Below are 13846 nucleotides of genomic sequence, written 5' to 3'. Positions count from 1 at the left end.
AGGCCCACCTCGTGCCCGAGGCGACGATGGCGCAGCGCATCAGCCGGGCCAAGCGCACCGTGGCCGACGTGCCGCTGGGGGTCCCCGGCGACCTCGCGACCGTGCTCCGGGTGCTCTACCTCGTCTTCAGCGAGGGCTACGCCGGCGAGGTCGACCTCGCCGCGGAGGCCATCCGGCTGGCGCGGCGGCTCGCGGCGCTGACGGACGAGCCCGAGGTGCGCGGCCTGCTCGCGCTCTTCCTGCTCCACCACTCCCGGCGGGCGGCGCGACGGGATGCCGAGGGCCGGCTCGTGCCGCTGCCCGAGCAGGACCGCTCGCGCTGGGACCGGCGGCTGGCGGCGGAGGGCATCGACCTGCTCCAGGACGCGCTGGCGCGGGACCGGCTCGGCGAGTACCAGGCGCAGGCGGCGGTCGCGGCGCTGCACGCCGACGCGCTGCGGGCCGAGGAGACCGACTGGGTGCAGGTCGTCGAGTGGTACGACGAGCTCGTCGCGCTGACCGGCAGCCCCGTCCACCGGCTCAACCGGGCGGTCGCGGTCGGTGAGGCGGACGGCGGGGCCGCCGGCCTCCGGGCCCTGCGCGAGCTCGACCCCTCGCTGCCGCGGTACGCCGCCGTCGCCGCCCACCTGCACGAGCGGGCCGGCGACCTCGCGGACGCGGCGCGCCTCTACGCGGAGGCCGCGGCCGCCGCGACGCGCACCGACGAGCGCGACCACCTGACCCGGCAGGCCGCCCGCCTCGCGCCCCACCGCCGCGACCCCTGACCGCGGCTCCCGGGCTCCCGGCTTCCCTCCCAGCGCCTCCCTCATCGCGAACGTGTGTGAAATCGCCGGGGTCCACCGGCGATTTCACACACGTTCGGGGAGAAGGAGGGGCGGACGGGTGGGTCAGCGGGCGGAGGCTGCGCCGAGCAGGGCCGCGAGCCCGAGCGCGCTGCGCGGGTCGTAGGCCGTCCGCCACAGGCCGCCGTGGGCCGCGGCGTACGCCTCGTCCTGCCACGGGTGGTCGTGCGCCGGCGAGCCCTGGACGAGGTCGTGGACGAGCAACGCCGCCATCAGGGTGTTCGCGGTGCCGGGCTCGAAGACCTCGACCCCGAACCGGTGTGCCCCCGAGTACGCCGCCGCCAGCGCCCGGTTCTTGACGACCGAGCGCGTGCGGGTCGGCGGCGCGACCTTGAACGACACCGTCGTGCCGGCGGCGCGGGCCGCGGTCGCGCGCCAGCGCTGGATCCGCTTGGCCAGCAGGTAGTTCGGCCCCTGCTGGAGCACCACGGAGTCGTTGATGCCGGGCTCCGTGCCCGGGACGTAGCTGCGCCGCAGCAGGCGCCCGCCCGACAGCGTGCGCAGCGGCACCCGCAGGACCTTCGAGGTGCGCCGGGTCGCGTACGCCTCGACGGACGCGTCGACCGCCTCGCCGGGCACCGCGAAGACGTCGGTCGGCGTCGCGAGGAACGACAGCGCGGTGTCGGAGCGATGGGCCAGCACGGCCTGCGTCAGCGCGTCGACGGCGGTGCTGACCCGGACGTTGGTCGCGCCGTCGGCGTAGACGTAGTTGCCGAGGACGAGCCGGCCCTCGAGGCCGCCGACCCACGCGGTCGCGCCCGGCAGGTCGTGCAGCAGGTCGACGCCGGCGCGGTGGGCGAGGTCGCCGTCACCCGTGCGCGCCGGCACGACGAGGGTGCCGGCCAGGCCGCGGGTGTCGTCGAGCAGGCGGGTCCACAGCTCGGGGCGCGGCAGGTCGAGCGCGGCGACGGTGGCACCCCAGCGCAGGAGCGAGCGCAGCGGACCCATCTCGGCCGCGGCCCCGAGGACGACGACCGTGCGCCCGTCGAGCCGCAGCCACTCGGGGTTCTCGAGGACGGCCGTGACGGCGTCGCGCAGGCTCGGCTCGACGACGTCGGCGTCCACCCACGCGTCGAGCTGGCGGCGCAGGTCGTCCCCGGCGAGCCGGCGCCCGCGGTAGGGGATGGTGAGCGCGGTGTCGGCGCGGCCGCCGCCGGCCAGCGTCTCGACGCCGGGCGCGGTGCCACCGGCCACGGCCGCCGACAGCGGCTGCTCCTCGGCGCCGTCGGGGCTCCAGCGCATCCGCTGGTGGACCGACGCTAGCCCGGCCTCCGCGACCGAGCGGGCGTCCGAGTAGCTGGGGAGCCCCGCCTCGACGAGGCGGCGGAAGTGGGTGAGATAGCCACTGCGCCAGTTGGTCTCGCGCTCGGCAGCGCCGGCGCCGACGGGGTCGACCGGGCGCAGGGCGTCCGCGACGACCCCGCGGCCGGTGGCCGACGTCGAGCGTCGGTCACCGGCCGTCGGGAAGACGACCCCGTGCTCCCCCGTCGCCACGGGTCAGCCCCAGACCAGCCCGCGGGCGGGGTCGGCGAGGAGGGCCGCGACGTCGGCGAGGAAGCGCGAACCGAGCTCGCCGTCGACGAGGCGGTGGTCGAACGAGAGCGCCAGGGTCGTGACCCACCGCGGCTCGATGCGCTCGTCGGCCCCGGTGCCGACGAGCCACGGCCGGCGGGTGACCGAGCCGAACGCGAGGATGGCCGACTCGCCGGGGTTGAGGATCGGCGTGCCCGCGTCGACGCCGAACACCCCGACGTTGGTGATCGTCAGCGTCCCGCCGGACATGTCGGCCGGCTGGGTGCGCCCCTCGCGGGCGGTCGCGGTCAGGCCGGCGATCGCGTCGGCGAGCTCGCGCATCGTCATCCGGTCGGCGTCCTTGATGTTGGGGACGACGAGGCCGCGCGGCGTCGCGGCCGCGATGCCGAGGTTGACGTAGTGCTTGAGGACGATCTCCTGGGCGGCCTCGTCCCAGCTCGCGTTGATCTCGGGGTTGCGACGCACCGCCACGCACATCGCCTTGGCGAGCACGAGGAGCGGCGTGACCTTGACGTCACGGAACTCCCTGTCGCGCTTGAGGTTCTCGACGAGCTCCATCGTCGCGGTGACGTCGACGGTGACCCACTCGGTGACGTGGGGGGCCGTGAACGCGGAGCCCACCATCGCCTGCGCCGTCATCTTGCGGACGCCCTTGACCGGGACACGGGTCTCGCGGGTGCCCGTCTCTGCCCCGCGGTCGGGGGTCGCCGCAGGGGGCTGCGAGGCACCGGAGGCCGCGGCCTCGACGTCGGCGCGGGTGACGACGCCGCCGTCACCGGTGGGCGTCACGGAGCCGAGGTCGACGCAGAGGTCCTTGGCCAGCTTGCGCACCGGCGGCTTGGCCAGCGCGCGGGCGCCCGTCGCCGCCTGCGACCGTACAGAAGTCGACACATTCGTCGATTCCTGCACGGGCGCGGGGGCCGGCGATGCGGCCGACCGTACAGAAGTCGACACATTCGTCGATTGCTGCACGGGCGCGGGGGACGGCGACGTGTCCGGGGCCGGCGTCGCGGCACCCTTGCGGGGACGGCGGACGGCCTCGGTCTGCTTGACGCCGTAGCCCACGAGGACGGCCGTGCGGCCGGTCGAGGTCGTGCCCCCGATGAGCCCCTCGCCGATCTCCTCGCCGTCCGAGGCAGGAGCTGCCGGAGCCGCCGGCTCCTGCGCCGCGGCGGGCGCCGGAGCGGCAGGAGCGGACTCGCCGCCCACGCCGTCGTCGACGGTGATGATGGGCGTGCCGACCTCGACGGTGTCGCCCTCGGCGACGTGCAGCGCCGACACGGTGCCGGCGAACGGCACGGGCAGCTCGACGAGCGACTTGGCCGTCTCGACCTCCACGACGACGTCGTTGACCTTGACGGTGTCGCCGACGGCGACGTGCCAGGTGACGATGTCGGCCTCGGTCAGACCCTCGCCCGGGTCGGGGAGCTTGAACTCACGAAGAGCCATCTGCGGCAGCGCCTTTCAGTACGCGAGCGAACGGTCGACGGCGTCGAGGACCCGGTCGAGGTCGGGGAGGAACTCCTCCTCCAGACGGCTCGGCGGGTAGGGGACGTTGTAGCCGCCGACGCGCAGCACGGGCGCCTCGAGCTCGTAGAACGCGCGCTCGGTGACCATCGCCGAGATCTCCGCGCCGATGCCGAGGAAGGTCGAGGCCTCGTGGACGACGACGACCCGGCCGGTCTTGCGCGCCGACGCGAGGATGGCCCCCTCGTCGAGCGGCGAGAGCGAGCGCAGGTCCACGACCTCGAGCGAGCGACCCTCCTCCTGCGCCGCCTGCGCGGCCTGGAGGCAGGTCTTGACCATCGGGCCGTAGGCCAGCAGCGTGAGGTCGGTGCCCTCGCGCAGGACGCGGGCCGAGCCGAGCGCGCCGTCCGGGCCGTCGCCGACCTCACCCTTGTCCCAGTAGCGACGCTTGGGCTCGTAGAACACGACGGGGTCGTCGGACTCGATCGCCTGCTGGATCATCCAGTGCGCGTCGTGCGGGTTGCTGCACGCGACGACCCGCAGGCCGGCCGTGTGCGCGAAGTAGGTCTCGTTCGACTCGCTGTGGTGCTCGACCGCGCCGATGCCACCGCCGAACGGGATGCGGATGACGAGCGGCATCTTCACGTAGCCGAGCGAGCGGGCGTGCAGCTTGGCGACCTGGCTGACGATGTGGTCGAAGGCCGGGTAGACGAAGCCGTCGAACTGGATCTCGACGACCGGGCGGTACCCGCGCAGGGCCATCCCGATCGCGGTGCCCATGATGCCGGCCTCGGCGAGCGGCGTGTCGATGACGCGGTCCTCGCCGAAGTCCTTCTGGAGGCCCTCGGTGACGCGGAAGACGCCGCCGAGCTTGCCGATGTCCTCGCCCATGAGGACGACCTTGGGGTCCTTCTCCATGGCGGCCCGCAGGCCCGAGGTGATGCCCTTGGCGATCGTCGTGGTGCTCATCGGGCCCCCTCCTCCTCGAAGGACGCGTGGTAGCCGGCGAACCACTCCTTCTCGCGCGCGGTGACCGGGTGCTCGGTCGCGTAGACGTGGTCGAACATCTCGGAGGGCTGCGGGTCGGGCATCGCGAGGCAGCGCTCACGGACCGAGGTGCCGAGCTCGTCGGCCTCGGCGTCGACGGCGTCGAAGAAGTCGGCGTCGGCCTTCTCGGTGGTCGTCAGCCAGCGCTTGTAGCGCTCGATGGGGTCGCGGTGCTTCCACACCTCGACCTCGGCCGAGACGCGGTACTTCGTCGGGTCGTCGGAGGTCGTGTGCGCGCCCATCCGGTAGGTGAAGGCCTCGACGAAGGTCGGGCCCTGGCCGGAGCGGGCGGCGTCGAGCGCCTGCTTGGTGACCGCCCAGACCGCGAGGACGTCGTTGCCGTCGACGCGGATGCCGGGGAAGCCGAAGCCCCGGGCCCGGTGCCACAGGGGCGCACGGGTCTGCTTCTCGTTCGGCTCGGAGATCGCCCACTGGTTGTTCTGGCAGAAGAAGACGACCGGGCTGTTGTTGACGCCGGCGAAGACGAGCGCCTCCGAGACGTCGCCCTGCGAGGTCGCGCCGTCGCCGAAGTAGGCGATGACGGCGGTGTCGCGGCGCTCGTCACCGGTGCCGACGTCGCCGTCGCGCTGCACGCCCATCGCGTAGCCCGTCGCGTGGAGCGTCTGGGCGCCGATGATGATCGTGTAGAGGTGGAAGTTCTTCTCGTTGGGGTCCCAGCCACCGTGGTTGACGCCGCGGAACATCCCGAGGAGGTTGACCGGGTCGACGCCGCGGGTCCAGGCGACGCCGTGCTCGCGGTAGGTCGGGAAGGCGTAGTCCTGACGGCGCATCGCCCGGCCGGAGCCGACCTGGGCCGCCTCCTGGCCGAGCAGGCTGGCCCACAGGCCGAGCTCGCCCTGGCGCTGGAGCGCGGTGGCCTCGGCGTCGAAGCGGCGCACGAGGACGAGGTCGCGGTAGAGGCCGCGCAGGGCCTCGTCGGACAGCTCGTCGACGAGCGCGTCGAGCTCGGCGTTGGGGACCCGCTCGCCCTCCGGGCTGAGCAGCTGGACCATCTCGGGGCCCCCCTCGTGCGCCGGGCGCTCGGGGGCCTCCGCGGTGGTCACGTGGTGGTCGACGCCGAAGGCGGTCTCGAGGGGGGCGACCTCGTTGTCGCTCACTGGGCACTCCTTCTCGGGCCCCGGTGTGGGGGGCCGTTCTCGGGGGCGTCGCGACGTCGCTGCGGGGTGTGGCAGGGGTCACGGCCGGTGTCGGGGCCACCGTACCCTGACCGGTGCGGCGGTCCGACGCCGCGACGGGACCCACGGGACGAGGACGATGACCCTGCAGACGCGCGCACGGCCGGGTGACCGGCGCGGCCGGGCCGTCCCGCTCGTGGCCCGCCTCGCGGCCACCGGCGCGCGCCTCCAGCGCTTCGAGCCGCCCCTCGGCGCGCCGTCGCGCATCACCGAGGCCCGCTTCTCCGGGCCGGGGCTGCTCCTCGGGGCGGTCTTCACCGCGGCCTCCCTCGCCCCCTCGCTGCTGCCGCGGCCCTCGGTGGTCCAGGGCGCCATCTCGGGGGTCAGCCTCTTCCTCGGCTACGCGGCGGGGACGGCCCTCTCGGCCCTGCGTGCCTACCTCGGCATCCCGCGGCTGCGTGGCCGCCTGCACGAGGCCGTCGTCGGGGCGGCCGCCGCGGTCGCGGTCGCCGCCCTCGTGCTCGCGGCGTGGAAGCAGGTCGGCTGGCAGAACGACATCCGGGTCCTCTACGGGATGCCGCCGATCGGGCCCGACGGCTGGCCGCTCGTCGCGGCGGTGACGGTCCTGGCGGCGGTCGGGCTCCTGCTCGTGACGCGCACCGTGGCCTGGGCCTTCCTCGCGCTGCGCCGCCGGCTGAGCCGCCGGATGCCGCGCCGCGTCTCGGCGCTGCTCGGCGGCACGCTCGTCGTCGTCGGTCTCTGGGCCGCCTTCACCGGGGTGCTGGTCAACGCCTTCTTCGCCGGCGCCAACGCCCTCTTCGCCCCGTCGGACCAGGTCGTCTCCAGCGGCTCGCGCGCCCCGACGGCGCCGGTGCGCTCCGGCGGCCCGGGCTCGCTCGTCGACTTCGCCGACCTCGGCGCCGAGGGGCGCGGCTTCGTGTCCGGCGGGCCGAGCGTGGACGCCATCAACGCGGTGACCGGCGGCGGCGCCCGCCTGCCGGTGCGCGTCTACGTCGGGCTGCGCAGCGCCGAGACGGCCGAGGAGCGGGCGCAGCTCGTCCTGCGCGAGCTCCAGCGGACCGGCGCCTTCGGGCGCAAGGTGCTCGTCCTCGCGACGACGACCGGCACCGGGTACCTCGACCGCAACGGCACCGACCCGCTCGAGTACCTGTGGAACGGCGACACCGCCATCGCCGGGGTGCAGTACTCGTACCTGCCGAGCTGGATCTCGCTGCTCGCCGACCAGGACTCGGCGCGCGAGACCTCGCAGACGGTGTTCTCGGCCGTGCACCGCTACTGGTCGACGCTGCCCGAGGAGAGCCGACCCCGCCTCTACCTCTACGGCCTCTCGCTCGGCGCGTACGGGGTCGAGAGCATCCTCGGGTCCTTCAACCTCATCAACGAGCCGATCGACGGCGCGCTGCTCGTCGGGCCGCCGTTCGTCTCACCGGTGCACGCCCAGCTCGTCGCCGAACGGGATGCCGGCAGCCCCGCGTCGTTGCCCGTGTACGGCGGCGGGCGGACCGTGCGCTTCGCCTCGGAGACGCGGGACGTCGACCGGACACCGGGGCAGTGGGGGCCGACCCGCGTCGTCTACCTCCAGCACGCGTCCGACCCGGTCGTGTTCTTCAGCACCGACCTCGCGTTCACCCCGCCGGCGTGGCTGCGGGCCGACCAGCGGGGTCCGGACGTCTCACCACGGATGGGCTGGTTCCCGCTCGTGACGATGGTGCAGGTGCTGCTCGACCTGCCCGGCGCCGGCAGCGTCCCGATGGGCTACGGGCACCTCTACTCGGCGCCGGCCAACCTGCGCGCCTGGGTGGCCATCACGCGCCCGGAGGGCTGGGACGCCGCGGGCCTCGCCCGGCTCTCGGACGTCGTCGCGAAGCGCCCGCACCCCTACGGACGCGGCTCGGTCTCTTCGACGAGCTGAGCGCGCCGGGCCCGCAGGGCCGCGACCACGGTGAGCAGAACCGCGACCGCCGCGATGACCAACCAGCCGGTGGTGTACGGGCGGTCGAGCAGGGTCGGGTTGTCGGGGCGCGCGCCGAAGCGGCCGAGCACCGGGACGGCGACGAGGGTGAGAGGCCCGAGGACGACGAGCAGCCCGACGAGCGGTGGGCGCAGCCACGGCGGAACGACGAGCGCGAGCAGCGCGCCGAGCCCGACGACGACCGGCGCGAGGACGGCGTCGTGGGCGAGGACGCCGCCGACGACCCACACGAGCACGTCGACGAACTGCGGGCCGAGGTCGGCGACGAGGAGCAGCCCCCACGCGAGCGCGGCCAGGCCGAGGGCACCGAGCGCGAGCCGGGCGGCCCTCATGCCCGGACCACCTCGACCTCGCCGAGCCACTTGGTCTGGAGCACACCGGGCCTCGCCGAGGTGATGAGGCGGCAGGGGTACCCGTGGTCGGGGTCGAGCGGCTTGCCGGCGAGCGACAGCGCGAGCAGGGAGTCGGTGCGGGCCACCCAGGCGGACGGCAGCGTCGACTCGCGGTAGGCGCCGCGGGGCTGCATCGAGCGGACCGTCACGTCGTCGGACGTCGTGCCGCCGACGAGCGCGACGACGTCGCGCACCGCCACGCCGCCCCACGTGCCGCTGGCGCTCCAGCCCTCGACGCACGCGATGGGGAGGACGACCGACCGCTGGGGCATCGCGAGGAGGTCGTCCCGCGACAGCTCGACCGTGCCCGACGGCCCGGTGACCTTGAGCCGCCACGCGGGGTCGACGGCGAGGTCGGCGACGAGCGCCCCGACGGCGCTGCGGTTGACCGGGATCCCTTGCGGGCCGGTGCCGGAGCGGACCGCGAGCAGCGCGACCCGGCGCAGCCCGGGCAGCTCGACGGCCGTGGTCGCGACGACCGCCACCGCGGAGGCCAGCCACGTCGTCCGCAGCAGCGAGCGACGCGACGGCGTTCCCGCCCGCGCCGACCGGGTCTCCGGCGGCGCACCGAAGGCCGCGCGCACCTGCGGCAGCTTGACCGCGACGTGGAGGATCACCGACCCGACGGCGACCCATCCGATCGCGAAGTGCGAGCGGATGAAGTCGAAGCGCCACGGGTACCACTGCGCCGAGTTGGCCAGCCCGGTCGCGAGCTGGAAGACCGCCGACCCGACGAGGAGGAAGACCGAGACGCGCTCGAGCAGGTGCAGGACGAGCCGCCGCGGCGCGAGCGGCGGCCGCTCGAAGAAGCGGGGGAAGACCGACCACAGCTTGACGAGCAGCAGCGGGACCGCGGCCGTCCCCGCGGCGACGTGCAGGCCCTGGGTCACCTGGTAGAGACGCGTCGGCCAGGTCGGCAGCGGGAAGGAGCCGGGGTGCTGGAGGGCGTGGCTGAACAGGCCGGTGAGGAAGCAGAGCACGAACGCCGGCCCGAGCCAGACGCCGATGCGGGCCGCCGTGCGCGGGCCGCGCAGGGTGTCGTCGAAGTCCTCCGGCCGGGGGATGTGGGCGTCGAGGCGCGCGGCGAGCCCGCGCAGCGCCCGCTCGCTCATCGGCTCGCGCCGGTGCTGCCGCGGTCGGCCTCGGGCAGGAGCACGAGCGAGCGCCACCGCTCGGCGAACCGGGTGCCCGGCGCCTCGAGCGCGACGGCCTGCGCGTCCTCGACCTCGTCGACGTCGCGCAGCGCCGGCCCCTCGACCGGCGGGTGACCGGCCTCGGTGAGCGCCGCGGCCGTGAGGCGGCCGGTGTCGTCGCGGCTCATCGGCACCCCGGCGAGCACGCGCGCCTGGTGCGGGTGGGTCGTCACGAGCACCCACCAGCCGCCGTCGAGCGCGGGCCCGAGCACCGGGCGGTCGTGGTCGTGGGCGGCGTCCGCGACCGCGCGCAGCTGGTCGGGATGGGCCTGCGGGGTGTCCATCCCCACCTGGACGACCGGACCGCCGGCGAGCCGGTGGGCCTGGCGGTGGCCGTCGACGAGGCGCTCGGCGAAGGTGACGCCACCCTGGGGTACGACGTGCCAGTCGGCGGCACTCCGGCGGATCGACTTCTCCCGCAGGGCCTGCGAGAGGTCGCCGGCGAGCGCGAGGACGCGGCGGCCGCGCGGCCAGACCTGTGCGGCGGCGTCGAGCGTGTCGAGGAGGGCCGCGGCGGCGAGGTCGGCCGCGGCCTCGTCACCGACGCGGGCGGCGAGGCGGGTCTTGGCCTGGCCGGGCACGGGCGCCTTGGCCATGACGAGGATGCTGCCCCTCACCGGCCGGCCTCCGTCGCGAGGACGCGGGCGAAGTCGCGGCCCGCCCGCAGCGTGCCGCGGACCGAGCCCGACACCTTCGACCTGGTGCCGGCCGCCCGGGGCAGGTAGGTGATGTCGTGCTCGGTGATGGTCCAGCCGGCCCGCTGCGCCCGGACGAGCAGCTCGACGGGATAGCCGAAGCGGCGGTCCTGCACCCCGAGGTCGAGGAGGTCGGTGCGCCGGCAGACCCGCGCCGGCGCGATGTCGCGGACGGAGAGGCCGGTGCGCCGGCGCAGCCACGCGAGGACGACGGCGTTGCCGGTGCGGGCGTGCCACGGCCAGACGCCGCGCGCGCCCGGGCGGCGGCGGCCGACGGCCATCGTGGCCTCGCCGCGTCGGACCTCCTCCAGCAGCGGCACGAGCTCGGCGGGGTCCATCGACCCGTCGCCGTCGAGCACCGCGACGTACTCGGCGCTGGCCGCCTCGACGCCGGCGTGGACCGCCGCGCCGTAGCCCGGCCGGCTCTCCGCGACGACGGTGGCGCCGAGGCCGCGGGCGACCTCGGCGGTGCCGTCGCGGGAGCCGTTGTCGACGACGATGACCGCGAAGCCCTCGGGCACGCGCGCCATCACGCCGGGCAGGGCCGCCGCCTCGTCACGGCACGGCAGCACGAGGTCGCAGGTGGTCACGGCGCGAGCCTAGGTGGGCGCGGTCGCCCGGACGCGCCGAGCGCACGGCCTCCCTCGTGCGACGTCGTAGGTGGGGGTCGGTCGCGGAGGGCGGGCGGTCGAGGTGCGCAGGGCATGCTGGGGCCATGACCTCCGCGCCCGTGACGACCCGACCGCCCGCGGCGCGGGTCGACGGCGCCGGCCGGCGCGCCGGGTGGGGACTGCTCGCGGGCGCGCTCGTCGCCGGCTTCGCCGTCCTCGTGCCGGTGCTCACCGGCGTCGACGTCGTCGCCGGGGGCGCGGCTCCCCTCATCGGCGACTGGGTCCTGCGGTACGGGCCGAGCAGCGTCGTCGCGGTCCTCGTCGTCGTGGCCCTCGCGCACCCGCGCCTGCCGTCGCTCGTCGAGCGGGTGCCGTGGCGGCGGCTGCTGCTCGCGTCGTGGGTGGTCGGGGCCGTCTGGATGGTCTCGCTCGCGCTCGTCGACGGGTACGCCGGCCTCGGCCGGGTCCTCGACCACGGCACCGAGTACCTCGAGAGCGCCCGCACGATCGACGACGTCGGCGAGATGCTGCGGGTCTACGTCTCGCGCATCCCCCTCGACGCGCCCGGGCACTGGGCGGTGCACCTGGCCGGGCACCCGCCGGGCGCGGTCCTCATGTTCATCGGGCTCGACCGGATCGGCCTGGGCGCCTGGCAGGTCGCGGGGCCGATCGTCGTGGCCGTCGCCGCCACCACGCCGGTCGCCGTCGCCGTGACCCTCGACCGCCTCGGCGCCCGCGACGCCGCCCGCCGCGCGCTGCCCTTCCTCGTCGTCGGGCCGTCGGCGCTCATTGCCGCGGTCTCGGCCGACGCCGTCTTCGCCGCCACCGTCGCCTGGGGGATGGCCGCGCTCGCCGCCGCCCTGCGGGCCGGCGGCGGCCGCCACTGGGCGCTCGCCGTCGTCGCCGGGCTGCTGCTCGGCTGGTGCGTCATGGAGTCCTACGGGCTCGTCCTCGCCGGGCTGCTCGCCGTCGGGGTGCTGCTCGCCGCGCGGACCACGTGGGCCGAGCGGGTGCGCGTGGCCGCGGTGGCGGCGCTCGTGGCCCTCGGGGTGGTGCTCACCTTCGCGGCGCTCGGCTTCGCCTGGTGGGAGGCCTTCCCGGTCCTCCACGACCGCTACTGGGCGCCCGGCGACGTCGCGAGCCGCCGGCCGGCCTGGTACTGGGTCGTCGGCAACCTCGGCGCCCTCGTCATCTGCGCCGGGTTCGCCCTGCCCGCGGGGGTCGCGGCGGCGTCGGGGCCCGTGGTGCGGCTCGTGAGCGCGGCCGGTCGTGCGTCGGCGGCCACGTGGGAGCGCGCCGCCGGCCCGCTCGTCGCCGCGGGGGTCGGGATGGTCGCCGTCGCCGACCTCTCGCTCATGAGCAAGGCCGAGGTCGAGCGCATCTGGCTGCCGTTCGTGCCGTGGATGCTCCTCGGCACGCTGTGGCTGCCCGAGCGCTGGCGGCGGCCGGTGCTCGTCGGCCAGGGGGTGCTCGCGCTACTCGTCCAGCACCTCGTCCGCACCGTCTGGTGACCGCGTCCATCGCGCGCTACACCGCAGTACGTGTCGCCAGCGCAGCACCTACTGCGGTGTAGCCCGCACCTGGGCGCGCGGCGGAGGTGATGCCGGGCGCGCGGGCTCCTCAGGCGCGCAGCGGGGCCGTCGCGAAGGCGCCGAGGCCCTCCTCGGGCGTGACGGACGCCGTGAACCCCAGCTCCTCGCGGGCCCGCTCCGGCGAGGCGACGACGTGGCGCACGTCGCCGATCCGGTACTGGCCGGTGATGCGCGGCTCGAGGTCTCGGCCGGAGCCGGCGGCCACGTGGCGCGCGACGTCGGCGATGGCGATCGGCGTGCCCGAGCAGACGTTGTAGGCGCGGTGGCTCGCGACCGGGGCCTCCAGCACCCCGCGGACCGCGGCGAGGTTGGCGCGGGCGACGTCGGCGACGTGGACGAAGTCGCGCATCTGCCGGCCGTCCTCGTAGACGGTCGGCGGCTCGTCGCGCTCGAGCGAGGAGCGGAACATCGCGGCGACCCCGGAGTAGGGGGTGTCGCGGGGCATCCCCGGCCCGTAGACGTTGTGGTACCTCAGTGAGATGGCGGCGCCCGGGGCCTGGCGCGCCCACGCCGCGGCGTACCCCTCCTGCGCGACCTTGCTGACGGCGTAGCTGCTGCGGGCGTCGAACGGGGCGTCCTCCGGGACGAGGTCCCAGTCGAGCGGGCCGCCGCAGACCGGGCAGGGGTTGTCGAACTCGCCGCCGTCGAGCGCCTCGCGGGTGCGCGGGCCGGGCGCCTGCGGGCCGTGCTGCGGGCAGGAGTAGCGGCCCTCGCCGTAGACGACCATCGAGGACGCCTGGACGAACCGGCCCACGCCCGCGGCGTGCATCGCGGCGAGCAGCGCGGCGGTGCCGAGGTCGTTGTGGCCGGCGTAGAGCGGCAGGTCGGCCGCCGTCGCGCCGGCGCCGACCATCGCGGCGAGGTGGACGACGGCGTCGCAGCCCTGGAGGAGGTCGGCCCAGCCCCCGGCCTCGCGGACGTCGAGGACGTGGACGCCCGCCGGCGGGTCGTCGCGCGTCGTGGCCGCGTGGGCCTCGGGCAGGAGGAGGTCGACCGCGACGACGTCGTGGCCGTCGGCCACGAGCTCGCGCCGGGTCGCCGTGCCGATGAACCCGGCCGCGCCGGTCAGGAGGATGCGCACGCGCGCCATCCTGCCCTGCCGCGCTCGACCATCCGCGATCGCGTGTGAACCCGCCGGGCGACCCGGCGGGTTCACACGCGTTCGCGAGGAGGAGCACGTGAAGGAGCCGGTGGGTGGCCGCTGTCTTCAGCGCGGGCGGACGGCGGCGGGAACCGCGGACGGCGGGGTCGGTGGCGTGGCTGATGGCGCAGGAGGTGGGGCGATCACCCCGGCTCCTGCGCCACCGCCCGCGCCCCCGGCAACGCCCCCTGCCACGCCGGCGGG

At 75.7% G+C, this 13846-nt stretch carries 12 protein-coding genes; 3 read left to right on the top strand and 9 right to left on the bottom strand.

Annotated elements, in window-relative coordinates:
- Positions 1-11: 11 nt before the first annotated feature.
- Positions 12-764 carry a DUF6596 domain-containing protein gene (locus LG324_RS02635; protein ID WP_404351584.1) on the top strand — a complete coding sequence of 251 codons (753 nt, stop codon included), beginning with the start codon at positions 12-14 and terminating at the stop codon, positions 762-764.
- A 123-nt stretch (positions 765-887) separates the two neighbouring features.
- Here LG324_RS02635 and LG324_RS02630 read toward each other — a convergent pair whose 3' ends face one another.
- The 4 genes from LG324_RS02630 to pdhA are packed head-to-tail and all read right to left on the bottom strand — an operon-like array spanning position 888 to position 6007.
- Entirely contained in the window at positions 888-2336 is a 1449-nt protein-coding gene (locus LG324_RS02630; RefSeq protein ID WP_404351582.1) for a hypothetical protein, read from the bottom strand.
- A 3-nt stretch (positions 2337-2339) separates the two neighbouring features.
- A complete protein-coding gene (locus LG324_RS02625) occupies positions 2340-3824 on the bottom strand; it encodes a dihydrolipoamide acetyltransferase family protein (RefSeq protein WP_404351580.1) in 1485 nt (494 codons plus the stop codon).
- A gap of 15 nt (positions 3825-3839) precedes the next feature.
- The gene (locus LG324_RS02620; protein WP_030527052.1) at positions 3840-4811 is read right to left on the bottom strand and encodes an alpha-ketoacid dehydrogenase subunit beta; all 972 of its coding nucleotides are present in this window, start codon (positions 4809-4811) and stop codon (positions 3840-3842) included.
- Positions 4808-6007 carry a pyruvate dehydrogenase (acetyl-transferring) E1 component subunit alpha gene (pdhA, locus tag LG324_RS02615; protein ID WP_404351577.1) on the bottom strand — a complete coding sequence of 400 codons (1200 nt, stop codon included), beginning with the start codon at positions 6005-6007 and terminating at the stop codon, positions 4808-4810. Before pdhA ends, LG324_RS02620 begins: the two co-directional genes overlap by 4 nt.
- A gap of 157 nt (positions 6008-6164) precedes the next feature.
- On the opposite strand from pdhA, the gene LG324_RS02610 reads away from it, so the two are divergent.
- A complete protein-coding gene (locus LG324_RS02610) occupies positions 6165-7958 on the top strand; it encodes an alpha/beta hydrolase (RefSeq protein WP_404351575.1) in 1794 nt (597 codons plus the stop codon).
- Here the strand turns inward: LG324_RS02610 and LG324_RS02605 are convergent.
- From LG324_RS02605 to LG324_RS02590, 4 genes are read right to left on the bottom strand one after another with little or no spacing between them, the layout of a single operon-like run.
- A complete protein-coding gene (locus LG324_RS02605) occupies positions 7925-8350 on the bottom strand; it encodes a hypothetical protein (RefSeq protein WP_404351573.1) in 426 nt (141 codons plus the stop codon). The two genes, LG324_RS02610 and LG324_RS02605, sit on opposite strands and share 34 nt — an antisense overlap.
- Positions 8347-9522, bottom strand: a complete 1176-nt coding sequence (locus tag LG324_RS02600) for a molybdopterin-dependent oxidoreductase (RefSeq protein WP_404351572.1) — start codon at positions 9520-9522, stop codon at positions 8347-8349. The genes LG324_RS02605 and LG324_RS02600 overlap by 4 nt, the downstream gene beginning before the upstream one ends.
- Positions 9519-10220 (bottom strand): DUF2064 domain-containing protein, encoded by a 702-nt coding sequence (locus LG324_RS02595; protein ID WP_157577359.1) that lies wholly within the window; start codon positions 10218-10220, stop codon positions 9519-9521. Before LG324_RS02595 ends, LG324_RS02600 begins: the two co-directional genes overlap by 4 nt.
- The gene (locus LG324_RS02590; protein WP_030527058.1) at positions 10217-10888 is read right to left on the bottom strand and encodes a glycosyltransferase family 2 protein; all 672 of its coding nucleotides are present in this window, start codon (positions 10886-10888) and stop codon (positions 10217-10219) included. The genes LG324_RS02595 and LG324_RS02590 overlap by 4 nt, the downstream gene beginning before the upstream one ends.
- A 125-nt stretch (positions 10889-11013) precedes the next feature.
- On the opposite strand from LG324_RS02590, the gene LG324_RS02585 reads away from it, so the two are divergent.
- Positions 11014-12420 carry a hypothetical protein gene (locus tag LG324_RS02585; RefSeq protein ID WP_404351569.1) on the top strand — a complete coding sequence of 469 codons (1407 nt, stop codon included), beginning with the start codon at positions 11014-11016 and terminating at the stop codon, positions 12418-12420.
- Between the two features lie 109 nt (positions 12421-12529).
- Here the strand turns inward: LG324_RS02585 and LG324_RS02580 are convergent, their stop codons facing one another.
- The gene (locus tag LG324_RS02580) at positions 12530-13591 is read right to left on the bottom strand and encodes an NAD-dependent epimerase/dehydratase family protein (protein WP_404351567.1); all 1062 of its coding nucleotides are present in this window, start codon (positions 13589-13591) and stop codon (positions 12530-12532) included.
- Between the last annotated feature and the right edge of the window lie 255 nt (positions 13592-13846).

It is taken from the genome of Phycicoccus jejuensis (assembly GCF_044797865.1).
GTDB classification, from domain to species: domain Bacteria; phylum Actinomycetota; class Actinomycetes; order Actinomycetales; family Dermatophilaceae; genus Phycicoccus; species Phycicoccus jejuensis.
Note: the sequence above shows the minus strand (reverse complement) of the source record. Positions and strands in the feature narration are given on the sequence as shown.